Here is a 25,697-nt window from a genome sequence, read left to right as displayed (position 1 = left end):
CAACGAATTAGTTTCTGAGTTCATATCATATATCGCCATAGCTTCTTCTAAAACATAACACCTCTACGTATTGTAAAATTTCATGTTTCACAAGGAATTATTTTTACGTAAATTTGCGCTTTAATTCAAAATACTTCTATGAGTAAATTAGTAATTGTTGGCACTGTAGCCTTTGATGCCATTGAAACACCTTTTGGTAAAACTGATAAAATCCTTGGTGGCGCAGCAACTTACATAGGTTTATCTGCCTCAAATTTTAATGTTGATTCTGCTGCAGTTTCTATAGTTGGTGGAGATTTCCCACAAGATTATTTAGATCTTTTAGAAAATAGAAATATAGATATTGAAGGTATAGAAATTGTAAAAGATGGTAAAACATTCTTTTGGAGTGGAAAATATCATAACGATATGAACTCTCGAGATACTTTAGTAACAGAACTCAATGTCTTAGAGCATTTTAATCCTAAAGTACCAGAAAGTTACCAAGATGCAGACGTGGTAATGTTAGGAAATTTACATCCAGCAGTACAACAAGGAGTATTAGACCAAATGACTAAAAAACCAAAATTAGCCATTTTAGACACTATGAATTTTTGGATGGACATTGCTTTGGATGATTTACTTTCTGTAATTAAAAACGTAGATGTTATTACTATTAACGACGAAGAAGCTAGACAATTATCTGGTGAATACTCTTTGGTGGTTGCCGCAAGAAAGATTCACGAAATGGGTCCAAAGTATGTTGTAATTAAAAAAGGAGAACATGGAGCACTATTGTTTCATAATGGTAATGTGTTTTATGCTCCTGCGCTTCCATTAGAAGAAGTTTTTGATCCTACAGGCGCAGGAGATACGTTTGCCGGCGGATTCGCAGGTTATTTAGCTAAAACCGGAGATTATTCTTTTGAAAACATGAAAACAGCCGTTATCTATGGCTCAACCTTAGCCTCGTTTTGTGTTGAAAAATTTGGTACAGAACGCATGCAAAATTTAACAGACAAAGAAATTTACAAACGCTTAGACCAATTTAAGAGTCTAACCCAATTTGATATCGAATTAACATAAACTAACGCGCTCAGAAATTGAGCGCGTTTTTTATTCCATTATAAAAAATTAATAGCGAAAAATTAATCATGAGTGATGCGTTAAAACATGAGTGTGGAATTGCACTTATTAGACTTTTAAAACCATTAGAATACTATAAAGAAAAGTATGGAAGTGCTTTTTATGGCGTTAATAAAATGTATTTAATGATGGAAAAACAGCACAACCGTGGACAAGACGGAGCTGGTTTTGCAAGCATTAAATTAGACGTAAAACCAGGTGAGCGCTACATAAGCCGTGTACGATCTATTGCCCAACAACCCATACAAGATATTTTTGCTCAAATTAATGAACGTATTAATGATGAGTTAACAAAGCATCCTGAATATCAAAATGATGTTGAATTACAAAAAAGTAAAATTCCTTATATAGGCGAAGTACTCTTAGGACATGTACGTTATGGCACCTATGGAAAAAATAGTGTAGAAAGTGTTCATCCGTTTTTAAGACAAAACAATTGGATGCACAGAAACCTCATTGTTGCTGGAAACTTTAACATGACTAACGTTAACGAGCTTTTTGACAACCTTATTGAAATTGGACAACATCCAAAAGAAAAAGCAGACACTATTACGGTAATGGAAAAAATCGGTCATTTTCTAGATGATGCGGTTTCAAAAATATATAAAGATTTAAAAAAAGAAGGATACAATAAAAACGAATGTTCTCCATTAATTGCTGAGCGGTTAAAAGTAGGTAAAATACTAAAACGTGCTGCTAAAAATTGGGATGGCGGTTACGCTATGGCAGGTTTATTGGGGCACGGAGATTCTTTTGTATTGCGAGATCCTTCTGGTATTAGACCAGCATATTATTACAAAGATGATGAAATAGTTGTGGTAGCATCAGAACGGCCTGTGATTCAAACGGTATTTAATGTACCTTTTGAAGCGGTTACAGAACTAGAACCAGGACACGCCATCATTACTAAGAAATCTGGTGAAACTCGAATAAAGAAAATATTAGAACCTTTAGAACGTAAAGCCTGTTCTTTTGAGCGTGTCTACTTCTCAAGAGGTAGTGACGCAGAGATTTACAAAGAACGTAAAATGCTAGGACGTTTATTAATGCCTAAGGTGCTCGATGCTATAAATAATGATACGCAAAATAGCGTATTTTCGTACATACCAAATACTGCTGAAACCTCATTTTATGGAATGATTGAAACGGTTGAAGACCATCTCAATGAAAAGAAAACAGCATCAATATTAAACGGCAATGGCCAATTATCTGCGGAAACGGTTACTGAAATTTTATCAGAGCGTCCAAGAATTGAAAAAATTGCCATTAAAGACGTTAAACTGAGAACTTTTATTACAGAAGACAGTAGTAGAGATGATTTAGTAGCACACGTCTATGATGTAACCTACGGAGTTATAAAGCCAACAGATAATTTAGTAATTATTGACGACAGTATTGTAAGAGGTACAACATTGAAGAAGAGTATTATTAAAATGATGGACCGACTAAACCCAAAGAAAATTATTGTAGTGTCATCGGCTCCACAAATACGCTATATTGATTGTTACGGTATTGATATGGCAAATCTCGAAACACTTATTGCTTTTAAAGCCGCATTAGCGTTATTAAAAGAACATAATCAATATCATATTGTAGAAGAGGTTTATCATAAGTGTCTAAAACAGGTTAACATGAAAGATAAAGATGTTGTAAATCATGTTAAGGAGATATACGAACAATTTACAGACGAACAAATTTCCAATAAGATTTCAGAATTATTAGGTGGTGAACATATTAATGCTGAAGTTAAAATTATTTTCCAATCGGTTGAAAACCTACATAAAGCATGTCCTAAAAACTTAGGAGATTGGTATTTTACAGGTAATTATCCAACAGTTGGCGGGAATAGAGTTGTAAATAGAGCTTTTATTAATTTTTATGAAGGCAACAATAGACGTGCGTATTAAAACACAGGTTTAAAACACGTTTAATCCGATTAAACAAGTGTTTTATCGGATTAAAATGTATTTCGTCCGATTATTGATTTATTTTAACAAATTAAATATACATTGGTATCACCATAACATAAGTAGGTTAAGTTCATGGTAGATTTGGGGCAAAAAAAGGTGAACTTCGTTCACCTTTTTTTATACCTTATTTTCAAAACAGCACCTTAAGCGCTGTAATTCAATAAAATGCGTTTTCTGGCTTAAAATCTCTTAATTATTACACTTTCCACGCTTAGACTAATATATAGGTCGTTTATCCAAAAAATGCAATACTTACAAAATTGTCCTCTTATATTTGACTCACCATAACATAAGTAGGTTAAGTTTATGGTAGATTTGGGGCAAAAAGGATGAACGACTGTTCATCCTTTTTCATTTTTTATGACCAAATAAATCACTACCGAGCACACCAAGACATTAATACTTATCCAAAAATTAGGATTCTATTAATATTATTCTGTCACAAGTATATCAGACTTTACAACTATAATTCAGTCATATTCGTCTATATTTTTTTATTTATACACATAAATCAGGTGATATTTTGCAGCATTAAGAAGATACTACCAATTCTCGTTAAATGGCTAACGGCTAGTTCCATCAACTATAAAGATATTAAAAAATGAATTTCTTGATCTTCCTTTAATTCATCATGATGTTCTATAAATATAGTTTCTGATCTATAATTTGCTTCAATCAGCCACGAATTACCGTTAAAATAAGATTTATTTACTGTGGCTTTTAGATGAGATTGCGCCACAATTTGAAGCTGATGAGCATACACAATACCATAAGGCTCTATAACATTAAATTCCCCAAAAAACGAGGCTATTAGAGGTGTTTTTGGATTATTATAAATGCGTTCTGGAGTATCTTTTTCTATGATTTTAGAATCGTGAATTACCAATAGTTCGTCTGAAAAACCAAGGACATCATTTTTATCGTGTGTAGCAACCACACAGGCAATATTATTGTCTTTTAGATATTTAAAAACGCTTCGCCTCAGCGATTGTTTTTTAAAATTATCAATATGGCTAAAGGGTTCATCTAACAACAAAATTTCTGGTTGCTTTGCTAATGCTCTAGCAATAGCGACACGTTGTTTTTGACCTCCACTTAAAAATTTAACTTTGGTTTTAGCAAAGGCTTCAAGTTCTACAACCTTAATAAGTTCATCTGTTCGTCTTTGCTTCTCTTCAGGATAAAAACGCGATAAATGTTTACCAATATTTTCTTCAACTGTAGTTACAGGCATTAAATCAAATTCTTGAGTGACGTATTTCATAAATTCGTATCCCACAACTAAATTGTATTTTGGACCAAGTATTTCTTCATCTTTCCAAAAAATATGACCTTCCTTTAAATCGTATTCGCCATAAATAAGTTTGAGAAGAGTACTTTTCCCCGAACCACTTTCTCCAATAATAGCAAGGTTTTTGCCTTCTTCTACTTTAAATTCAATAGCCTCTAAAACCTTAGTTTTAGAATAGCCGAAAGTGACATTTTTTACGTGAAGCATATTACAAAAGTACTATATCATTACAGAATTGTCATAAAAAAACCGCTTGATTTCTCAAACGGTTTCTTATACTAATTATAGATTAAAAACTATTTCTTAACAAATTTTCGTTTTATAATTTTACCTTCAGATTCTAATCTTAAAATATAAATTCCACTGCTTAAATTTGAAACATTTATGGTGTTATTTTTAAGTCTCTGATTTAGTATGCGTTTACCGTTCACATCGAAGATTGTTGCAATTTTATTTATAACATCTCCTTTAGTCTTAATCGTGAGTTCTGCCTCTACAGGATTAGGATAAACAGTGAGATCTATCAAAGTTTCATCTATAACAGTAAGAGCTGAGCCTTCTATAATGGCATGTGTTGTATTAATCTCTGGATCTGCAATAAAATCTACAGTACCAGATGGCCAATAAATGGTAATACTATTAATAGTGGCATCTGTACCAATACCAAAATGTGTATTTAGCGAACTCATAAACTCAAACCCTTCACCACTTCTTACATCTCGTATTTGTGTTCCTGAAGGAGTTTCTATTTCTACTCTAGCTCCAATGCCATTAATATTACTTAGTGTCCCAATGGTATTGATTTTAATCCAATTGTTAGCATTGGTATTATTTAAATAGATGTTTCCGTTTCGAAAAACATCTAAAAAGCCATCGTTGTTAGTATCGCCTATTGCACCACTTGGCGGCATATAATTAGAGTAATTTGTAAACGTAAAATCACCGTTGTTGAACAAAATATCACCATTACTTAATATATCTACATAACCGTCATTATCAAAATCTGCTGGAGCATTTTCTCTTCCTAAAGAGGCATCTAAAACTCCAGATCCAACGGTGACATCTGTAAATGTACCATCACCGTTATTACGCATTAATTTAGAATCACCATCTACCGTACTGCTTGCTCCAACATACACATCCATATCTCCATCATTGTCAAAATCCGCCCAAGCAGAAGACCAAGTTTGCACTAAATCTCCCAAGTTAGAAGAATTATTATGACCTACGCTTGGATAATTAGTATTGTGCCACCCATTACTATCTGCAATATTAACAAATACACCATTCCCATCGTTTCTCCATAGCTCATTGATACTAATAGAGGAACCACCTCTACACTTTGCGATAAATAGGTCCATGTCTCTATCATTATCAAAATCGATCCAAACGGTACCGTAATTACCACCACCAGGTACTAAACCAAGACCATTTGGTAGTGCTGTACTTTGACCTTGATAAAACGTTAAATCACCCGTTCCGTCATTAATATAATACACATTAGCTTGTACATCGTGGCAAACAAAAGCATCTAAATGACCGTCGTTATTGATATCAACAAAATTAGAACGCTGAGAAAACACATATTCGGATCCAGATATTTCGGTATAACCCGTGCCAGTATCGTTAGCTTTCATAAATGTAACTCCACCATAACCTCCGTAAACAAGATCGTTATAACCATTGCGATCAAAATCACCTGCTGCCAAGCTCCAATCTGGTGTGTTTCCTACTACTGAAGTCGCAATATTACTTATATTAAACCCTCCTGACGTTAGTTGATAATGTACATTTATATTATCGGAACTCACTGAAACTACATCATCTAAAAAATCACCATTTAAGTCTACAAGCGCAATATCGAAAGCTCCTGTTGTGCTTATAGGGTTTGCTGTAAACGCAACAGGGTAAGTAGATAGATCTATTCCGGTTGTAAAACTTTGACCGACCCAATTACTATAACCTCCAGCATTACAATTTGCTCTTACATACGCTATATAATTAGTTTCAGGAGATAAATTATTTAAATTAGAAGTCATTGTATTAACGGTATTTCCAGAAGTTGGAAGCCCTTCAGAAGCTAACATTACAGCAACTTCCCAAGACGTTTCTGACGAACCTGCTTCCCAATTCAATATAGCACTTACAGCATTAATATTATTTACGGACAATGAAGTTACATTGGGACAAGCAGGAGGAGACGCCGAACTTATTGAGGGAGAACTTACGCAAAATCCCCAACCATATGTATTATTATCGTTATAAAATATTCGATATTTAAATCCAGTTAATTGCGCAGTCGTAAACGACGAGATATCTAAGCTTTCACTTAAAAAACTAGATACAGCATCGTTACAAAAATTGACAGAAACCGTAGAATTGTCATCAAGTTCATTTCCCCAATTTACCCATTCGTTAGAGCTTGCATCCCAATACTGAAGACGTAAAGATTGCCCATTCTGCCATATATTTAAAACATAAGGAAATACAACCTTTAACTCAGTTTCATTTGCTGTATAAGCGGCACTAATATCTATAACCGGAGACTCTGCTGAAATGGTGTTATTAGAAGCTCCTCCAGCTAAATTATCATCAAATGAAAATAATCCACTCGTTGAAGATGTAGGATCTTCAATTAAATACGCTCCATCATAACTGCCTGAAAGCGTCCATTGCGTATTGGGCCAATTAGCATCTTGATTTAATTGTTGCGCATTACTATGAGCACAAAACCAAGGTAAAAGTAATGTAAAGAGTAAAAGTTTTTTCATATCCGTTTTTTTTAATTACAATTAATATCTAATGAGTTGATCCATTCTTCAATTAGCTGAACGCCTTCTGTGTGTACTATTGTGCGAGCCAACAAAGGCATTCTGGTTGAAGGAGCTATAGCGCTTATTCTAAAATGCATTACAGAATTCCTAGCATCTCCTGGTTCTACAATATGTCCGAGACCAAAACCAAGATCTGTATCAGCCTCAACGCAAACACCTATATTAGTTAGGTCTTCGGTAGATATAAAATCTAATCGCATTGGTCTATATGAACAATGCGTGCTTTCCGAATGGCAATGTGCACAATTAATATCTAAATAAGCTCTTACCCTTTCTTCATAAGTAAAACTGTTGTCATTATAATCTGGAATACGCGATATTAGTTCTGGTAATGTGTTTTCTAAATACCCAAGGTTCACTAATTTTTCTAACTGATTTGCCATTCCATCGCTATACTCATAACTTAGATTTAAGTTTCTAGGTTTAGGACCAATAGGATTAGCTATTTCTGAAACCTTATGACATGTATGGCATTCTGCTTCCGATGGAATTCTATATTCTACAGATTTCGTTACGCCGTTTTGTTCCCATTGTAAATCTACATAACTGCCATTCATATCTAAAACGGCTTCCGATTGTTCTTCGTTCCATGCGTAATTTGCAAACCGCCAACCTTCTTGTTTTTTAATTAGTAAACGGGTTTCTAATATTTGAGTGGTATTCTCTGGAAGGACATTATCGTAGTAAAAATTCTTTATTAAAATTGTACCAGTAGGAAATTCTAAAAGTTCATTTTCATTTATAAACGATGCTTTACTGTTATTTGGCATCCAAACAAAACGTTTTTTCTTAGCATAATCGCTAAATAATGTAGCATTTAAGGTATATGGTACAACACCAGATGTCGGTTGTAAATTTTTTAAATCTCCTTCAAAAAACTGATACTCTGATAATGTTGAAAAAGGCATGTTTTCTAATTCGTAAAGTACGCTAGAACTCGTCGTTATTGTAATTGTTACTATTTCTGTTTTACAATCACTATCACCAACACTGCTACATATGGTATATTCAAAACTATCTACACCTACTTCATTCGGATTTGCAGTATATAATATATAATCGTCGCTTGGATTATTTGGTGTAGTATTTGGATCTACAATTGTAACATTTCCTTTAGTAGGTTGACTTATTGATAACTCTCCTAAAGAAGGAATATTAAAATCGTTTAGAAATATAAAAATTTCAATTTCTGAATTTTGAAGAATAGTTATACTATCCGCTGTAGTTTCAATAGGTAATGGTGTTAAACCGTCGTCACTACCACATGAGAACAGAATTAAAAATGGAATAAAAAATATAATGTAGTTTTTTTTCATAGACAATAGCAGCACTCTATTAATAAGACAACTTAATTCCAAAAAGCCCTACAAAAGTTTAAAAAAAGACAAAATTTACTCCGAAAACAAAAGGTTTACACCCTTATCACTTCATAGTTACTAATGTAAGCACTATACCAAATAAACTAATTTAAATACTATTATGCTAATAATTAGCCCCTTACTTTTTCTTCAATTTTACTCGGTAGCACTTTAAATCCCATATTATAAAGTGTAAATCCAAAAATATCTGCGTACTGCTCAATAGTTTTACTCACAGGAGTACCAGCTCCATGGCCAGCATCCGTTTCAATTCTAATAAGCGTTGGGTTATTACCTGTTTGTTTACTTTGTAATTCTGCAGCAAACTTAAAACTATGTGCAGGCACCACTCTATCATCATGATCACCTGTGGTTACTAGGGTTGCTGGGTATGCCACACCTTCTTTTACGTTATGTACAGGAGAGTAACCTTTAAGGTATTGGAACATTTCTTTGCTATCTTCAGCAGTTCCATAATCGTATGCCCAACCAGCACCTGCTGTAAATGTATGATAACGAAGCATATCTAAAACACCCACAGCAGGCAAAGCTACTTTCATTAGTTCTGGGCGCTGTGTCATTGTGGCACCAACTAATAAACCACCGTTAGAACCACCTCTAATAGCCAAATAATCTGACGAGGTATATTTCTCTATAATTAAATATTCTGCTGCCGCGATAAAATCATCAAAAACATTTTGTTTTTTAAGCTGAGTACCTGCATCGTGCCATGCTTTTCCGTATTCACCTCCACCTCTTAGGTTTGGCACAGCAAAGATGCCGCCTTGTTCCATCCAAACTGCATTAGCAATACTAAAGTTAGGTGTTAGGCTAACATTAAACCCGCCATAACCATACAGAATTGTTGGGTTTTCACCATTGAGCTTTAAATCCTTTTTGTGTGTAATAATCATTGGTATTTTTGTACCATCCTTAGAATTATAAAACACCTGTTTGCTTTCGTAATCGTCTGGATTAAAATCAATAGCAGGCTTTTTATATAACTCTGATGTACCGTTTTCTATATGATATTTATAAATACTACCTGGTGTTACGTAATTGGTAAAGGAATAATATAATTCTTTTTCGTCTTTCTTTGCACCAAAACCAGACGCCGTACCAATACCTGGTAATTCAACTTCTCGTATTAACTTTCCATTATAATCATATTGTAAAACTTTAGAAACAGCATCTACCATGTAATTAGCAAAAAAATAACCTCCACCAGTTGATGGGCTTAAAACATTTTCAGTTTCAGGTATAAAATCTACCCAATTTTCTGGAGTAGGGTTCGAAGCATCTACGGTTACAATTTTTTGATTTGGAGCGTCCAAATTCGTCATTATATAAAGCTTAGAACCAACATTTTCAATAATGTTAGAATCACTATCGGTATGATCTAAAATAGTAACAAGTTTACTATTAGGATTGGATAAATCCTTAATAAATAATTTATTTCCTGAGGTAGAAACACTCGCTGAAATAATAAGATATTTGTCATCTTCAGTAACTCCGGCACCAATGTATCTGTGTTTTTCTTCAGGTGTCCCTCCAAATATTAAAGCATCTTCGGATTGCTTTGTTCCTAATTTATGATAATATACTTTATGCTGATCTGTTTTTGCTGATAATTCGCTCCCTTCTGGCTTGTCGTAACTTGAGTAATAGAACCCTTCGTTTTTATACCAAGACATGCCACTAAACTTTACATCAACCAATGTATCTTCAATAATTTCATTAGTTTCGACATCCATTATAAGAATTTTTCTCCAGTCGCTTCCTCCTTCAGAAATTGTATAAGCTAAGGTTTTACCATTTTTAGAAAAGCTTGTACCACCTAATGAAATGGTCCCATCTTCATTAAAGGTATTAGGGTTTAAAAATACCTCAGCTGTTTTAGGGTCCTCACCTGTTTTGTATCTATAAATAACATATTGGTTTTGTAAACCATCATTCTTATAGAAGTAAGTGTAATCACCTTCTACAAATGGAGCTCCAATTTTCTCATAATTCCAAAGTTTTCTTAGGCGTTCTTTTAATTCTTCTCGATATGGAATTTGGTCTAAATATCCAAACGTAACTTCGTTTTGAGCTTTTACCCATGCTTCCGTTTCGTCACTTCTATCGTCTTCTAACCAACGATAAGGATCCTTTACGTCCTCACCAAAGTAAGTGTCAACGGTATCAATTGTATGGGTTTCTGGGTAATTTATAGTAGTCTTTTTCACGGTTTCAGTTTCATTTTTACAAGACACAAAAAATGTTAACACTAAAGCAGAAAGAAGTAATTTTCTCATAATTAGATGGATTGAAATAAAACAATATTACTTCAAATATAAGCTTTTAGTTATTTTGATTTGATTAAACAACTAAAAACTTACCCTAAGTATGGTACTAAAATACAGAAAGCATTTCAACCAATTTTATTATTAATTTGTTGAAATGCTTGATTATATCTCTAATCTTAAAATCTATGAGAATACGTTTTTAGTACTAAACCAAACCGTTTTTTATAAGATATTCTCCGATTTGAACCGTATTTGTTGCGGCACCTTTTCTAAGGTTATCACTTACTACCCAAAGATTTAATGTGTTGGGTTGTGAACCATCGCGCCTAATACGACCTACAAAAACATCATCTTTACCGTGTGCATACATTGGCATTGGGTATAAATTGACATCTAGATTATCTTGAAGCGTTACTCCATCAGTTTCACTAAGTAATTGTCTTACTTCACTTAAATCAAAATCTTCTCCAAATTCTACATTAATAGCTTCACTATGACCTCCTGCTGTTGGTATTCTCACTGCTGTAGCTGTTACTGCAATAGTTTTATCATTAAGAATTTTTTGCGTTTCGTTTACCAACTTCATTTCTTCTTTGGTATAGCCATTATCTTCAAAGACATCGCAATGTGGAATCGCATTTTTATGAATTGGGTATGGATAGGCCATTTCTCCTTTTTTACCAGCAATTTCATTTTCCATTTGCTCAACTGCTTTTACACCTGTACCAGACACGGATTGATACGTTGACACAACGATTCGTTTAATTTTATATTTTTTATGAAGTGGCGCTAATGCCATTACCATTTGAATCGTAGAACAGTTAGGGTTAGCAATAATTTTATCTGTATGAGTTAATGTATGCGCATTAATTTCTGGAACCACAAGTTTTTTAGATAAGTCCATTCGCCAAGCAGAAGAATTATCAATAACTGTTGTACCAACCTCAGCAAATTTTGGTGCCCATTCTAAGGACGTATTACCACCTGCAGAAAACAATGCAATATCTGGACGTTTTTCAATAGCAGAAGGGATACTTATGACTTCAATCTCTTTTCCTTTAAACTTTAATTTATTACCTACAGAACGCTCTGAAGCCACTAATAATAGTTCATCTAAAGGGAAATTACGTTCCTCTAATACTTGGAGCATTACATTACCTACCATGCCTGTTGCACCTACAATTGCTACTTTCATAAATCATTTATTTAGAACTTTCAAAATTATAATATTTCTTTAAGTAAATGCTGTTAATAGGTCTTAAAAATGTAATAAAAATAAGATCCTTTAATTATTAATTTTACAATACAAAAAGAAACCCAGACCGTTACGGCCTGGGTTTAGTTAAAATTTAAGTAGTGTAGCGGTGACGCTATCTATAAATTATTTCTTTAAAGAATCTCTGATTTCTTTTAGTAAATCTATTTCAGATGGACCTGCAGGTGCTTCTGGAGCTGGTTCTTCTTTCTTCTTCATTTTATTAACTCCTTTTACAACGAGGAACATTACAAATGCAACAATTATGAAGTCTATAACATTAGTTAAGAATGTACCATATTCTAAGAAAACTGCTCCTACTGTTTCACCAGCCTCATTTAGCGTTCCCTCTTTTAATTGGTACCTCAATGCTTTAAAGTCTGAATCGAAAATCATACCAATTAATGGAGAAACAATACCTCCAGTAAATGCTGTGACTACTTCTTTAAAAGCAGCACCCATTACAAAACCAACTGCAATGTCTATAAGGTTGCCCTTCATTGCAAATTCTTTAAATTCTTTTAACATAATCTCGTGTTTTTAATAGTTAGTTATTAAGTTAATAAGACACAAGGTAATTAAAAAAGTCACATTTTAAAAAAACGATTTCCTATTCGGGCTTTACAATACGCTTTACACGTTGGGAAATGGCTGTTAAAATTTCATAAGAAATGGTTTGCGCTGATTCTGCTAAGTCACTTGCAGGATAAGTCGCATCGAAAACAACAACCTCATCTCCCTCCTTACAAGCTATATTTGAAACATTTACCATTATCATATCCATACAAACATTGCCAATAATAGGAGCTCTTTCGCCATTAATAATAACGTAGCCTTTTCCATGGCCATAAATGCGGTTTATTCCATCTGCATGACCTATCGGAATAGTAGCAGACCTCTCAGAGCCTTCTGATACATAAGCCCTATTGTAACCTACTGTTTCCCCTTTTTCAATCTCGTGAATTTGAGAAATCACAGATTTTAAGCTAGCCACTGGCTTTAAGTTTTTATCTTCTTTGGTAGAATTACCAAAACCGTAGAGTCCAATACCAGAACGGACCATACTAAAATGTGCTTCAGGATAATTTAAAATACCAGAGGTATTACATAAGTGCATCCAGGGTTGATACCCTATTTTTTCTTCAAAGGTTTTAGCAATAGCATTAAATCTTTCTATTTGAAGTTTAGAAAAATCTTTTTCATTACTGTCTTCGCTGGCTACCAAATGTGAAAATATAGATTTCACTTCCACTGCTGTTGTATTTTTAACTTTAGACGTAATGGACTCAATATCGCTTTCTTTAAAACCAAGACGATTTAACCCAGTATTAAATTTGATATGAATTGGATATCCCTTTTGCGATAAGCCTTCTGCAATTTTTATAAATTCATCGAGCACATGAGCGCTATAAAGATTTGGCTCCAAACAGCGATCAATAAGTGTTTTAAAATTAACAGACTGTGGATGCAGTACTAAAATCGGTGTGGTTACACCAGCATCTCTTAAAGCCACACCTTCTTTTACATAAGCAACTGCAAAATAATCAACATCCAATTTTTCGAGGTGCTTTGCTATTTCTGCAGAATCGCTACCATAGGCAAAGGCTTTTACAACAGCTAAAAATTTTGTTTGTGGTTGAACCTTCGACTTTAAATAATTGAAATTATGTGTAAGTGCACCTAAATCAATTTCGAGTATGGTTTCTAAAGCATTAGACATTAGGATTTTCGTCTTTAGAATCAATTTCCTCGGCATCCTTTACCTTCATTTGTCTTATTTTTTCGCGTTGCATGCATTTATAATATGCTGCTCGGCTTAACGGTTCGTATTCATCAACTTCTCCGAGTAAAACCAAATCGTCACTTAGCGCTTTTCTATAGCTGTATTGTGCCAAATTTCCGGTTTTAGTACAAACGGCATGGACTTTAGTAACGTATTCTGCTGTTGCCATTAAATTAGGCATTGGCCCAAACGGATTACCTTTAAAATCCATATCTAAACCAGCCACAATGACTCTAATACCTTTATTGGCTAAATCGTTACAGATGCGTACAATTTCGTCATCAAAAAATTGAGCTTCATCAATACCTACCACATCACAGCCATCTGCTAGAATTGGAATATTTGCTGCAGCTGGTACTGGTGTAGAACGAATTTCATTAGCATCGTGAGAGACAACCATATCTTCATCGTAACGTACGTCGACAGCCGGCTTAAAAATCTCCACCTTTTGTTTTGCAAATTGCGCTCGTTTTAGTCGTCGGATTAACTCTTCGGTCTTACCTGAGAACATGGATCCACAGATGACTTCAATCCACCCAAATTGTTCTTTATGATTTACTGTATTTTCGAGAAACATTTTGTAATTTTAGCACTAAATCGGAGTCTAACTCCGTTTTTATAAAGGTCACGCAAATTTATTAAAAATCAAAAGCAAAACTTACGAAAAGAGAATAAAGAAATTATATTCCTTCGATATTAGAATTATAAGTTGATTTCCAATGCTTGGTGAACACAATAATTCTTCAATAAAAAATAATTAGAACTATGAAAAAGAAATTAGAGTCCGAATTAGTTAGTATTGCCCATAGAATTCTAAAATTAAAAGGTAGAGAAGATATTTATAAAATGCATGAGGAAGTTGCCGTGTTGTATGAAAAACTAACCGTTTTAAAATTTGCTCAAGAAAATTTTGAAGACCGAATGCCAACGATAGGCCATGACTCCTCCTTTTTTGATATGCTAGATACAGCCTTTAACAATAAAGTAAGTGATAACGTTGAAGTTGAAGATAGAACGTATATTAATGTAGACGAGGTTAAGGACGATGACATCATGGAACCTGTAATGTCTAAAATTAAAGACTTAGTGGCACACATGCCAGAGGAAGAGACACCAAAAGATCCTATTTTAGAAAAAGCCATACCTACTGAAAAAAATCCTTCATCTCCTTCTTCTTCAGATTTTGAATCGATTACCTCTGGTTTTGATACCATACCTGAATTTGAACCTATTGATGAAGCTAAAAAACGGGAATCTGAAACTGAAAAAAAATCCCTTAACGATAAGCTAAAAGGTAAACGCTTAAGTATAGGTCTCAACGACAAACTAGCCTTTACAAAGCATCTATTTGAAGGTAAAAGTGAAGATTATGATCGTGTTATTTCTCAAATTAACACAACACCTACACTAGGTGAGGCTAGAAAACTAATTTTAGAAATGGTAAAACCAGACTATAATAATTGGGAGGGAAAAGAAGAGTACGAAGAACGTTTTATAGAACTTGTTGAAGGCCGATTTAATTAATAATTTAGATACACATACCCTACAAAAGGTTGTTGTATACCATTAATCTCTAACACATAGAAATAGGTGCCTACTGGCAACATCTTGGAGCTTTTTAAAAGTCCCATATTGGCTTTGCCATCCCAGGTGTTTACATAATTTTTTGCTTCGTAAATTTGCGTGCCGTATCGATTATATATTTTAAATGTATTCTCGGAGTAATCTTCTATACACGGAATCACGAGTTTATCATTTTTGCCATCATTATTAGGTGAAATACCTTCAGGTATAATTAAGCAATTAGAAATTTCAACCGTAGCCTCATCTTCATTATTGGTTAAATCTCTATCGATTTCATTAACATGCTGCAATACGGCTAAATTAGTAAGGTTATTCGAAGACAAGACCTTAGCCGATATGGTAAGCGTCTCTGAGAAATTAGATTCTAAATATGGAATATGCCACATAAACGAAGCTTCATCAAAAACTCCAAAACTAACGGTTGCTGACACAAATTCATAGCCTTGAGGCAACATATCAATCACCTCGATTAAAGTTGCTGTCGTTGTGCCTAAATTTGTTGCGGTAATTGTAAAATACACCTCTTCACCAAAAACGACATCAGTTGGAGTTACCGTTTTAATAATTTCAATATCAACATCAGAGGCATCAACAATTACATTTAAAGTAGCGCTGGTTTGAGATGTGTCTATATTATTGTTATCAGAGAAATTCTGAAAATTATTGAGATAAGAACCTGCAAATTCCGAAGTTACCATTACCGAAAACGTACAGCTTTCAACTCCCTCTGCAAAAACTAAATTTTCAACACCGACGAAAGTATCACCTATGGCACCTATTAGTGTAGCTGTGCTTCCATTAGACTCAATCCAATTGGGTACACTCGAAAGTAAAACACCATTAGGTAAATTGTCTGTGAAAGAGATTTGGGTTTGGGCTGGATTAGAAGCAATATTATAAATTGTAAATATAAGCTCGCTTTCACCTCCTTCAAAAATAGTTTCTGGCACAAATGACTTTTGCAAAACAGGAGCTATAACTTGCACGCTGTTTATAGAAATGTTAGTCTCAGGTGTTAATTCTTCGTTATTCTCAGCACTAGGTATAGCTTCCGCTATATTATTAAAGGCTCCACCAAAACTTGGAGCAGATACAGGAATAACAATTTTAACTGTGGAACCGGCTTCCATATTAGGAATTATTCCCGAAACAAAATTTCCTGTAATCTCAAAATTTGAGATACATGATGCTATCCCTGAAGCAACACTGCAAGTAGGATCTCCAACGATAGTAAACGCGTCATTAAGTGTATCTTCAAAAAGAACATCTGTAGCGTTAGAACTGGTTGCACTATTACTTATATCGATAACCCAATTAAATATTTGATTTGTATTCACCTGTGTAAACTCTGGGTAAGTTTGGGTTACTAAATCTACACAAGGAGCAAAATAAGTATCAACGTCGGCTTCATTGTTTGTAATAATACTATCAATTATATCATTCACATAATAGGCAGAAACGCGATTAGTCGCCTTAATAGCACTCGTTGAACACTCAGGCAACCAATCTACAGTTACATTAAAACTAACAGAACTATTTGCTGGCAACTCCCAATTATCTTCAGGTATAATTTGCCAAAACGTATCGGCGACTCCGTCTTCAACTACTCCATCTAATAACTCACCAACATTGACATGCTCCATATTAAAACAAGATGCTGTGCCTGTTGTACCTGAACATTCTACAGAAATTAACCGTCCATATATAGAAACGTCCTCACTATTAACACTTGGCATGAAATCTCTAACTTCAATAATGGCATCGGCATCTCCGTCATTGTAAACCGTTATCTCATAAGACACTGAACCCCATTCTATGGTATTACTGGTGGAACTGCCGTTTGGTAATTCTGGGCTTGTTTGCACTTTAGTTACTTGCAAATCAGATGCAACACAAGCATTAAGAACAGGAGGTAATTGTAATTCATTTGAAAAATAATTGTTCATCGGGTTACTATCCACCAATTGTGAGTCTAAAATATTAGTACCGCTTCTTATAACTACAGGAATAGGTGAAGCATTTGTATTACATTCTGGTTGAACATATTCTATTACGGTCTCTATAGTAATGGTCGTGTTGGGTTGTAACATAAAACTATTACTCGTCCAAACTTGTCCTTCAGTAGTTAGAGTAAAGTCACCACATGAAACAGGCCCAGATGTGCCCATGCAATTAACAGACACAATATTCCATGTCACTATAGGATAACTTAAATTCTGAAGAAAAAACCGCATTGGTGTTTCTACAGAACCCATATTACACACAGTAGTTATTAACGTAATTTCCTGGTTATAATCTATAGTAGCATTAGGCACAGGATCCACCTGAACAGTTTCAATACAAATATCAGTTTCTGGACATAAGTTGGCCTCTAATAAATGCGTCGTTACAAAATTTGAATTTACTGATGAGAGCATTTGATGATTTATCGAAATCTTAATAAAACTATTCACCTGAATTGGCATAGGATCTACAGAACACGAAAAATTTGAGTAGCGATAAACCATTTCAAATGTTATACTTCCACCAGATGTTATTTCAAGTTCAACATCATTGAAAAATAGTGTGGTTGGAAGTGACGAACTTGAACCAGAAACAGTTGCAGAAGTACCTAAGACATCTGATAAATCAGGACACACCGTGCCGTTACTTGTCCCAATACATTCTAACGACATAAATTCCACAAAGGGCTGACCATTCTCATTTGGCGATACTAAAATCAAATTACCTTGAATCTCTGTTAGCGGAAAATCAATAGCACTATTATTTGTAATTGTAAATTGATAAGTCACTGAATCACCCCAAGCATTAATCGCTGTTCCTTCTTGCGGTATAAGTTGCGTATGCGTAACCTCAAAATCAATATCTATATCCAAAACATCAATAGATATTATAGATTGATTATTGCTTGTGTTAATATCTTCAACGCTGTCTGGAGGACTAATTGTTCCATTTGCGGCAATACCGCCTAAATTAGTAGGAGCCGTAAGCAACACCAACAATTCCACACTCGAATTATTAGGCATTGTTGCTATCGAAGCTGTTAAAACATTATTTACAATATTAATATTGTTAATATCAGATGCTCCATTCATATTGTTCTGAGAAGCATATGAATTAATCGTTAAATCCGTATCAAAATTTATAGATATTGAAGCGTTATCAACCGAGTTTCCAGAATTCAATACGGTAATCACATATTGAAAATCTTCATAAATATTCACCTGTGAGACCGCTGTTCCATTTAAATTTTGGGCTTCAATTGCAATGGATAAGTCTGCAGTTTGACTATACGACAGACAAATATTAAATAGTAAAACGAGTAAGATATTAAGCGGTTTTAACACAGATAGTTTTTTATATAAGATGTAGATTCTTACAATTGGTTGCGTTAAGATATAGAAAAGATTGTAAATTTGATATTAAGTTTATTGAAACATGAAGCTATACCTTGTTCCTACACCTATTGGAAATTTAAAAGACATTACATTTAGAGCAATCGACGTTTTAAAAGAAGTCGATTTAATATTGGCTGAAGACACAAGAACGTCTGGAAAACTTTTAAAGCATTTTGAGATTACTACACAGATGCAAAGTCACCATATGCACAACGAGCATAAAACGGTGAACCAATTAATTGAAAAACTAAAAGCAGGAATGACTATCGCAGTCATTAGTGATGCTGGTACTCCAGCCATTTCAGATCCTGGTTTTTTATTGGTAAGAGCGTGTGTAGAACAAGGCATTGAAGTCGATTGCTTACCAGGCGCTACTGCTTTTGTTCCAGCTCTAGTCAATAGCGGATTACCAAACGATAAATTTGTTTTTGAAGGCTTTTTGCCTGTCAAAAAAGGACGACAAACACGCTTACGACTTCTAGCCGAAGAAACAAGAACCATCATCTTTTACGAAAGTCCGCATAAACTAATTAAAACACTCAGCCATTTCTGCGACTATTTTGGAGACAACCGCTTAGTCTCTGTATCTCGTGAAATAACAAAGTTGTACGAAGAAACCATTAGAGGCACTGCAAAAGAAGTTTTAGAATACTACACCAATAAGCCACCAAAAGGCGAAATTGTAATTGTTGTCGCAGGGAAACACAAATAGACTTATGACTTTAAACGCTTTTTTAACTCAGTTAAAATCTAATCCTGGTGAGATTGAATTTTCTGAAACGATGCAAATTATAGAAGCCCATTACAATTTTACACCAACAGCTTTCACCAATGGAACTTTAGAAAATGCTAAAAATCAAAATTCAGGTTCTTGTAAATTGTTTGCTTTTGCTATGGATCAAAAATTAACTGTAGAAGAAACCTTAGCTTGTTTTGGCAAGTATTATTTTGAAGATGTTTTAATAAATCCGGATGGAAAAGGACATCAAAACATCCGAAATTTTATAAAAACAGGCTTCAACGGGCTACATTTTGAAACTTTTCCTTTACAAAAAAAATAAAGATACCTTTAGCAATTGGGTTAACCTTTAAAGCTACAGCATCAGTCGTAATCTTTTACTTTCTTTAATTTTCTACTTCAAATTAAAATTATGGAGACTAAACATTATAACGTATTTGTAATTGGCAGTGGTATTGCAGGACAAACCACAGCTACAACATGTGCAAAAGCTGGATTAACTGTGGCAATTTCAGACAACCGTAAATTTGGAGGTACCTGTGCCACACGAGGTTGCGATCCTAAAAAGATACTTATGCAATTTGCAGATTTAGTAAAACACTCCCATCAACTCGAAGGTTTAGGAATAAAAAAAGCACCTAAAATTAAGTGGAAAAAAGTTCAAAAATTTAAAACTTCTTTTACTAAACCCATACCATCCTCGACCGAAAATGACTTAATAGATTTGGGTATTGATTTATACCATCAGTCTCCAAAATTTATTAGTAAAAATGAAGTTATCGTTGAAGGTAAAACCATCTCTGCTGACAAGTTTGTTATTGCTACAGGTTATGTTCCACGGTCGTTAAAATTTAAAGGATCGGATTTATTAAAAACAAGCGATGCTATTTTGAAGTTAAAAAAAATACCGAAATCAGCGATTTTTATAGGTTCAGGATATGTTGGTATGGAATTTTGCTACATGCTTTCTACACTTGGCTGCAATGTAACCATGGTTGAGGTTGGTGATACGGCATTAAGTCAATTTGATTCTTATTTGGTTAAGAAATTAATGAAGACTTTAGAAGACAATGGAGTCACATTTATGTTTAAGACCAAACCCATCTCAATAGAAAAGTTGAAGAAAAACTTAAAACTGACGTATGAAAAAGACGGTAAAACAAAAGCGATAAAGGCTAGAAAAATTTTTAATACGGCAGGTCGTGTACCAGCTACAGAAGTTCTAGATTTAGAAAAAGCTCAAATAAAAAGTGATGAATCTGGAATTATAGTTAACGATTTTATGCAAAGCACAAGTAACGATAATGTATATGCCTGTGGAGATGTTTCTAGTAAATCTTTGGCTTTAACACCGCTTTCAGGACTACAAGGGCATATAGCAGCACACAACATAATCCAAGGGAATACTAAAGAATTTGAAAACCCATTAGTACCATCAGTTGTGTTTACAAAACCGCAAATAGCAAGTGTTGGATATTCAGAAGAAGAAGCCCAAAGCAGATATAAAAATGTAAACATTTATAAAGAGGATGCTTCCGACTGGTACAACGCTAAAAAAGAAAATGCGGCTGCCTACGCTTATAAAATTGTAGTTAACGAGCGTACTCAAAAAATAGTTGGAGCACATTTATTAAGCGCACAGGCCAATGAAACCATTAATATATTTACTTTAGCCATAAACAAGGGCTTAACGGTTAATGAATTTAAGAAGCTAATATTTACCTATCCATCCTATACTAACGATTTAAAAAACATGCTTAACGATGTCGATTAAAACATGAAAGGATTACTTCGCAACATCAGCCAATGTACCCTCTGTAAAACCTGTTTACCCTTAGGACCGAGACCTGTGGTAACCGCAAATCCAAAATCTAAAATTGTAATAATTGGCCAAGCACCAGGCAAAAAAGTACATGCTTCGGGCATTCCTTGGGATGATCAAAGTGGAAAAAAATTAAGACAATGGCTCAATGTTACAGAAGAAGAATTTTACGATACTAATAATTTTGCTATTATGCCTATGGGATTTTGTTATCCAGGAAAAGGTAAAACAGGAGATTTACCTCCAAGAAAAGAATGTGCACCACAGTGGCACAAAGCCTTGTTAGATAAGATGCCTCATGTTGAACTAATTCTTTTAATTGGAGCTTATGCACAAAACTATTATTTAAAGGATAAAAAAACGCTAACAGAACGTGTTGGCGATTATCAAAACTACTTACCTACATATTTTCCTATACCACATCCATCACCAACTAACCGGTTTTGGCGCGCTAAAAATCCTTGGTTTGAAGAATTAGTAGTACCTCAACTAAGAGAAAAAATTTCAGAATTATTATAAGATCTACCTATTTCAAGTACTGAAAATATTTCATCGCAGCATCTGGATTCGCTTTTACATCAACTCTTAAGATTTCATCTCCATTATCATCGAGTTCTAAAATATAAAAAGTTCCATTTACTTCCTCTTTTTGCAGATAAATCTTAGTACTTCCATCCTCATTAAAAAACTTTATAGTTTCGTAACTGTCATAATTAGAAGACACCATTTCCGAATAAATTTTACCCTCTACAATTCGTTGTGTAATTGTTCTACTATCCTTTATAAAGCGCTGAGAAACAATATTTCCTAATAAATTATAATGAAGTGTTTCAACCGATTCACCATCTACAACTTTAGATTCGGACTGTACTTTTCCGCTATCAAAATAAGAATACTTATTTCCTACTAAAACATCATTTTTATAGGTCTTTTTACTATTTAAAACTCCATTAGGATAATACATCAGTTCATCTCCATTTTTTTTACCGTTAGAATATTTTGTATGAGAAAACATTTCGCCATTAGGATGAAAAACAATATAATCTCCATTTAATAAACCGTCTTTAAATTCAAATTCTTCCCATTTAGACATCTTATCACCAACAACGTAATAACCATCCATAAACTTTTGAGTTTCATTTAGTCTATAATATTCTAATCCATTATACACATTAATAGTATAGGCATTTCTTCCAATAAAAGTAAAAGAATCATCATTCTTATCCTTTTCAGAAGATTTACAACCAAGTACCAATAAAACATGTATTAAAAATAGAAAAGTAAGCTTAGATAATTTCATAGTTAGATGTCGTTAAATTAATACAGAGATCCATCGTGCTTTCCAACAGTAAACCCATGTTTTCCTAAGTATTGATTGCCGCTTTCTACAGCACCTTCTTCAATAGTGGTTCCCATAGAATCATTCCAGCGGTTAAGGTAACCAAACAACGAAATAACTCCTAACATTTCAACAATTTCACCTTCATCCCAATATTGATATAAACGCTGTTTAATTTCTGCATTAACAGCATTGGGCACTTGGCTTGCGGCTAAGCTAAAATCTAAAGCTGCACGTTCTGCGTTGTTAAAAGCAGAATGTGTTCGGTACTCCCATATATTATCTAGCTGTTCTTGTTCTGCTCCATACCGTTCTGCAGCTCTAATGGCATGCGCTTGGCAATAGCGACAACCAGTAGCATTACTACTCACCCAAGCAATCATTCGTTTTAAGGCCGAAGTTACGCGTCCTTCATTAGCCATAACCGCTTTATTCAAATTAATAAAAGCTTTACTTATAGCGGGTCTGCGTTGCATAGTTAGTACTGAGTTTGGACAAAACCCAAGTGTTTCATTAAAAAATTCAGCTAATTCTTTGGTCTCAGGATCGTGCTCAGCAGATAATGGAGTTACTAATGCCATATTTATTTTTTTTAAGTCGTATTTTTGAAGTAACAAGATAATACTTATAACGTTTTAAACTATACATTATGCAACATAAAATCACAACAAGTTGGAAAGGCGGATTAACCTTTGAATCTGATAATCCAAGTGGAAAAACCGTCCTTATGGATACGAACATCGCTGGTACCGATCACAGAAATGGGCTGTCACCAAAAGCCATGATGTTATCGTCTTTAGCAGGATGCTCTGGCTTAGATGTTATTTCTACTTTAGATAAAATGAAAGTGGTAATTGATGATTTTAAAATGGATGTATCAGGAGAATTAACCGATGAGCACCCAAAGTATTATCATACTGTGGTTGTAGATTATCATTTTTATGGAGCAGATCTAAACCAAAAAAAATGTGAACGTGCTGTAACTTTATCGGTTGAAAAATACTGTGGAGTTATGGAAATGTTTCGTCGTTTTGCTAAGGTCGAAACACATATTCATTTTCATAATAATTAAACGAGAATTCACTGGTCGAGCGCAGTCGAGACCTTAAATTCATATTAAATTAACCGCTCGACTGCGCTCGAGGGGATATCAAAGATGCGTTGGACACTTAAACCAAAACCCGATTCAGAAAAAGTTGAAGCTTTAAAAAAAGCACTTCAGGTAGATGATATTGTTGCTACTTTATTATTGCAACGAGGTATAGAAACTTATGATGCTGCTAAAATGTTTTTCAGGCCTAGTATTAAAGAACTTCACGATCCTTACCTCATGAAAGATATGGATAAAGCTGTTACCAGAATTGAAAAGGCTATTGAGGTAGGTGAAAATATAATGGTTTATGGTGACTATGATGTCGATGGCACAACGTCTGTGGCTTTAATGTCTTCCTATTTAAAAACAAGAACGGATACGGTTGCCACTTACATTCCAGATCGATATAACGAAGGGTACGGTGTGTCTTACCAAGGCATTGACTTTGCAGATGATAATGGCTTCTCGCTAATAGTGGCCTTAGATTGTGGTATAAAAGCTATAGATAAAGTCGCCTATGCCAAAGAAAAAGGTATAGATTTTATAATCTGTGATCATCATAGACCAGGTGATAAAATTCCAGAAGCTGTTGCGGTTTTAGACCCAAAACGCGACGATTGCGATTATCCATTTAAAGAATTATGTGGTTGTGGAGTGGGTTTCAAATTAATTACCGCTTTAGCCTCAAACCAAGGGCAAACGGTAGAAGATTTAACCGCATATCTCGATTTGGTTGCTACAGCCATCGGAGCAGATATTGTACCTATTGTAGGAGAAAACAGAGCCTTGGCTTATATGGGATTAAAGGTTATAAATACAAACCCTAGACCAGGAATGAAGGCCATTATTGCAGAGGTTAAAAAAGACCTACTAACCATAACTGATGTGGTGTTTATCATTGCTCCAAGAATTAATGCTGCAGGCCGAATGAAGCATGGCAACCATGCTGTAACTTTATTAACCGAAACGGACTTTAATCTTGCCGCAAAATATGCCGTAGAAATCGATAATTTTAATACCGACCGTCGAGAAACCGATAAACGGATTACGGAAGAAGCTTTGATACAAATAGAAGAAAACAAGGAACAAGAGGGGGTTACTACGGTTGTTTACGACGCATCATGGCATAAGGGAGTAATTGGTATTGTAGCATCGCGCTTAATTGAAACCTATTACAGACCGACTCTTGTTTTTACAAAAAGCGGAGATAAGTTAGCTGCTTCTGCTCGATCTGTAAAAGGCTTTGATGTGTATAATGCCTTGGAAGCTTGCTCTGAACATATAGAACAATTTGGCGGTCATAAATATGCTGCTGGCTTAACCTTATTACCTGAAAAATATGACGCGTTTAAGGCCAAATTTGAAAGCGTTGTTAAAGAAACTATAGACCCTAAGTTATTAACACCAGAGCTTAACGTTGATATGGAAATAGAACTGGGACAAATCAATGATAAATTAATGCGAATTCTAAAACAATTTGCACCTTTTGGCCCTGGTAATATGTCACCAACCTTTATGTCTCAAAATCTTAAAGACACAGGTTGGGGAAAATGCGTCGGTGAAGACAATAAACATTTACGCATTACCGCAACGCAATCTTTTAATGATAAAATGGTTTGTATAGGTTTTGGCTTAGGTAATAAAATAGAGATTATTAAAAGCAAAAGACCATTTAGTGCTGCCTACGCTATTGATGAAAACCATTGGAATGGCAATGTGAGTTTACAATTGAAACTGAAGGATATAAAAGAATAATAAATCTTTCAAGTTTTTTGAAACCATGAAGATTTAAAATATAACACACCTTTTTTCCGTTAA

Annotated in this window: 20 protein-coding genes; 9 read left to right on the top strand and 11 right to left on the bottom strand. The window is 34.4% G+C overall.

What is annotated here, in order from left to right; translation table 11 throughout:
* The first annotated feature begins 138 nt into the window (after positions 1-138).
* Together C8N41_RS03715 and C8N41_RS03710 are read left to right on the top strand one after the other, a co-directional pair.
* Positions 139-1,065, top strand: a complete 927-nt coding sequence (locus C8N41_RS03715) for a PfkB family carbohydrate kinase (RefSeq protein WP_115838267.1) — start codon at positions 139-141, stop codon at positions 1,063-1,065.
* 68 nt (positions 1,066-1,133) lie between these two features.
* Entirely contained in the window at positions 1,134-3,032 is a 1,899-nt protein-coding gene (locus tag C8N41_RS03710) for an amidophosphoribosyltransferase (protein WP_115838266.1), read from the top strand.
* Positions 3,033-3,678: 646 nt separating this feature from the next.
* Here C8N41_RS03710 and C8N41_RS03705 read toward each other — a convergent pair.
* The 8 genes from C8N41_RS03705 to C8N41_RS03670 all read right to left on the bottom strand — a co-directional run bounded on the left by C8N41_RS03705 (position 3,679) and on the right by C8N41_RS03670 (position 14,481).
* The gene (locus C8N41_RS03705) at positions 3,679-4,593 is read right to left on the bottom strand and encodes an ABC transporter ATP-binding protein (RefSeq protein ID WP_115838265.1); all 915 of its coding nucleotides are present in this window, start codon (positions 4,591-4,593) and stop codon (positions 3,679-3,681) included.
* 89 nt (positions 4,594-4,682) lie between these two features.
* Entirely contained in the window at positions 4,683-7,157 is a 2,475-nt protein-coding gene (locus C8N41_RS03700; RefSeq protein WP_115838264.1) for an FG-GAP-like repeat-containing protein, read from the bottom strand.
* Positions 7,158-7,168: 11 nt separating this feature from the next.
* Positions 7,169-8,536, bottom strand: a complete 1,368-nt coding sequence (locus tag C8N41_RS03695; protein ID WP_115838263.1) for an Ig-like domain-containing protein — start codon at positions 8,534-8,536, stop codon at positions 7,169-7,171.
* Positions 8,537-8,709: 173 nt separating this feature from the next.
* On the bottom strand, positions 8,710-10,875 hold the full coding sequence (locus C8N41_RS03690; protein WP_115838262.1) for a prolyl oligopeptidase family serine peptidase: 2,166 nt from the start codon (positions 10,873-10,875) through the stop codon (positions 8,710-8,712).
* Positions 10,876-11,071: 196 nt separating this feature from the next.
* Positions 11,072-12,061 carry an aspartate-semialdehyde dehydrogenase gene (locus C8N41_RS03685; RefSeq protein WP_115838261.1) on the bottom strand — a complete coding sequence of 330 codons (990 nt, stop codon included), beginning with the start codon at positions 12,059-12,061 and terminating at the stop codon, positions 11,072-11,074.
* A gap of 186 nt (positions 12,062-12,247) precedes the next feature.
* Entirely contained in the window at positions 12,248-12,649 is a 402-nt protein-coding gene (mscL, locus tag C8N41_RS03680) for a large conductance mechanosensitive channel protein MscL (protein ID WP_092445670.1), read from the bottom strand.
* Between the two features lie 82 nt (positions 12,650-12,731).
* Positions 12,732-13,841 carry an alanine racemase gene (gene alr / locus C8N41_RS03675; protein ID WP_115838260.1) on the bottom strand — a complete coding sequence of 370 codons (1,110 nt, stop codon included), beginning with the start codon at positions 13,839-13,841 and terminating at the stop codon, positions 12,732-12,734.
* Complete coding sequence (locus C8N41_RS03670) at positions 13,834-14,481, bottom strand: thymidine kinase (protein WP_092445674.1); 648 nt, start codon at positions 14,479-14,481, stop codon at positions 13,834-13,836. The genes alr and C8N41_RS03670 overlap by 8 nt, the downstream gene beginning before the upstream one ends.
* A gap of 188 nt (positions 14,482-14,669) precedes the next feature.
* Between C8N41_RS03670 and C8N41_RS16900 the strand changes: the two genes are divergently transcribed.
* Entirely contained in the window at positions 14,670-15,428 is a 759-nt protein-coding gene (locus C8N41_RS16900; RefSeq protein WP_092445675.1) for a hypothetical protein, read from the top strand.
* On the opposite strand, the gene C8N41_RS03660 is transcribed toward C8N41_RS16900, so the two are convergent.
* Complete coding sequence (locus C8N41_RS03660) at positions 15,425-18,835, bottom strand: DUF7933 domain-containing protein (protein WP_115838259.1); 3,411 nt, start codon at positions 18,833-18,835, stop codon at positions 15,425-15,427. The two genes, C8N41_RS16900 and C8N41_RS03660, sit on opposite strands and share 4 nt — an antisense overlap.
* Before the next feature lie 91 nt (positions 18,836-18,926).
* Here C8N41_RS03660 and rsmI point away from each other — a divergent pair, with 91 nt between their 5' ends.
* From rsmI to C8N41_RS03640, 4 genes are all read left to right on the top strand, one after another.
* Positions 18,927-19,598 (top strand): 16S rRNA (cytidine(1402)-2'-O)-methyltransferase, encoded by a 672-nt coding sequence (gene rsmI / locus C8N41_RS03655; protein ID WP_092445679.1) that lies wholly within the window; start codon positions 18,927-18,929, stop codon positions 19,596-19,598.
* 4 nt (positions 19,599-19,602) lie between these two features.
* Positions 19,603-19,947 (top strand): HopJ type III effector protein, encoded by a 345-nt coding sequence (locus tag C8N41_RS03650; RefSeq protein ID WP_115838258.1) that lies wholly within the window; start codon positions 19,603-19,605, stop codon positions 19,945-19,947.
* 90 nt (positions 19,948-20,037) lie between these two features.
* Positions 20,038-21,399, top strand: a complete 1,362-nt coding sequence (locus C8N41_RS03645; RefSeq protein WP_115838257.1) for a dihydrolipoyl dehydrogenase family protein — start codon at positions 20,038-20,040, stop codon at positions 21,397-21,399.
* Positions 21,400-21,402: 3 nt separating this feature from the next.
* Positions 21,403-21,966, top strand: a complete 564-nt coding sequence (locus C8N41_RS03640; protein ID WP_115838256.1) for a uracil-DNA glycosylase family protein — start codon at positions 21,403-21,405, stop codon at positions 21,964-21,966.
* A gap of 7 nt (positions 21,967-21,973) precedes the next feature.
* On the opposite strand, the gene C8N41_RS03635 is transcribed toward C8N41_RS03640, so the two are convergent.
* Together C8N41_RS03635 and C8N41_RS03630 are read right to left on the bottom strand one after the other, a co-directional pair.
* The gene (locus C8N41_RS03635; RefSeq protein ID WP_115838255.1) at positions 21,974-22,747 is read right to left on the bottom strand and encodes a toxin-antitoxin system YwqK family antitoxin; all 774 of its coding nucleotides are present in this window, start codon (positions 22,745-22,747) and stop codon (positions 21,974-21,976) included.
* Positions 22,748-22,764: 17 nt separating this feature from the next.
* Complete coding sequence (locus C8N41_RS03630; RefSeq protein ID WP_115838790.1) at positions 22,765-23,367, bottom strand: carboxymuconolactone decarboxylase family protein; 603 nt, start codon at positions 23,365-23,367, stop codon at positions 22,765-22,767.
* A 68-nt stretch (positions 23,368-23,435) separates the two neighbouring features.
* On the opposite strand from C8N41_RS03630, the gene C8N41_RS03625 reads away from it, so the two are divergent.
* Both C8N41_RS03625 and recJ read left to right on the top strand, forming a co-directional pair.
* On the top strand, positions 23,436-23,858 hold the full coding sequence (locus C8N41_RS03625; RefSeq protein WP_092445688.1) for an OsmC family protein: 423 nt from the start codon (positions 23,436-23,438) through the stop codon (positions 23,856-23,858).
* A gap of 84 nt (positions 23,859-23,942) precedes the next feature.
* Positions 23,943-25,634, top strand: coding sequence for a single-stranded-DNA-specific exonuclease RecJ (gene recJ / locus C8N41_RS03620; RefSeq protein ID WP_115838254.1), 1,692 nt, complete (start codon positions 23,943-23,945; stop codon positions 25,632-25,634).
* Positions 25,635-25,697 lie beyond the last annotated feature (63 nt).

Origin of the sequence: Winogradskyella sediminis, from assembly GCF_003387355.1 — a bacterium.
Classification (GTDB): domain Bacteria; phylum Bacteroidota; class Bacteroidia; order Flavobacteriales; family Flavobacteriaceae; genus Winogradskyella; species Winogradskyella sediminis.
This window is presented reverse-complemented; position numbering and strand designations above follow the sequence as displayed.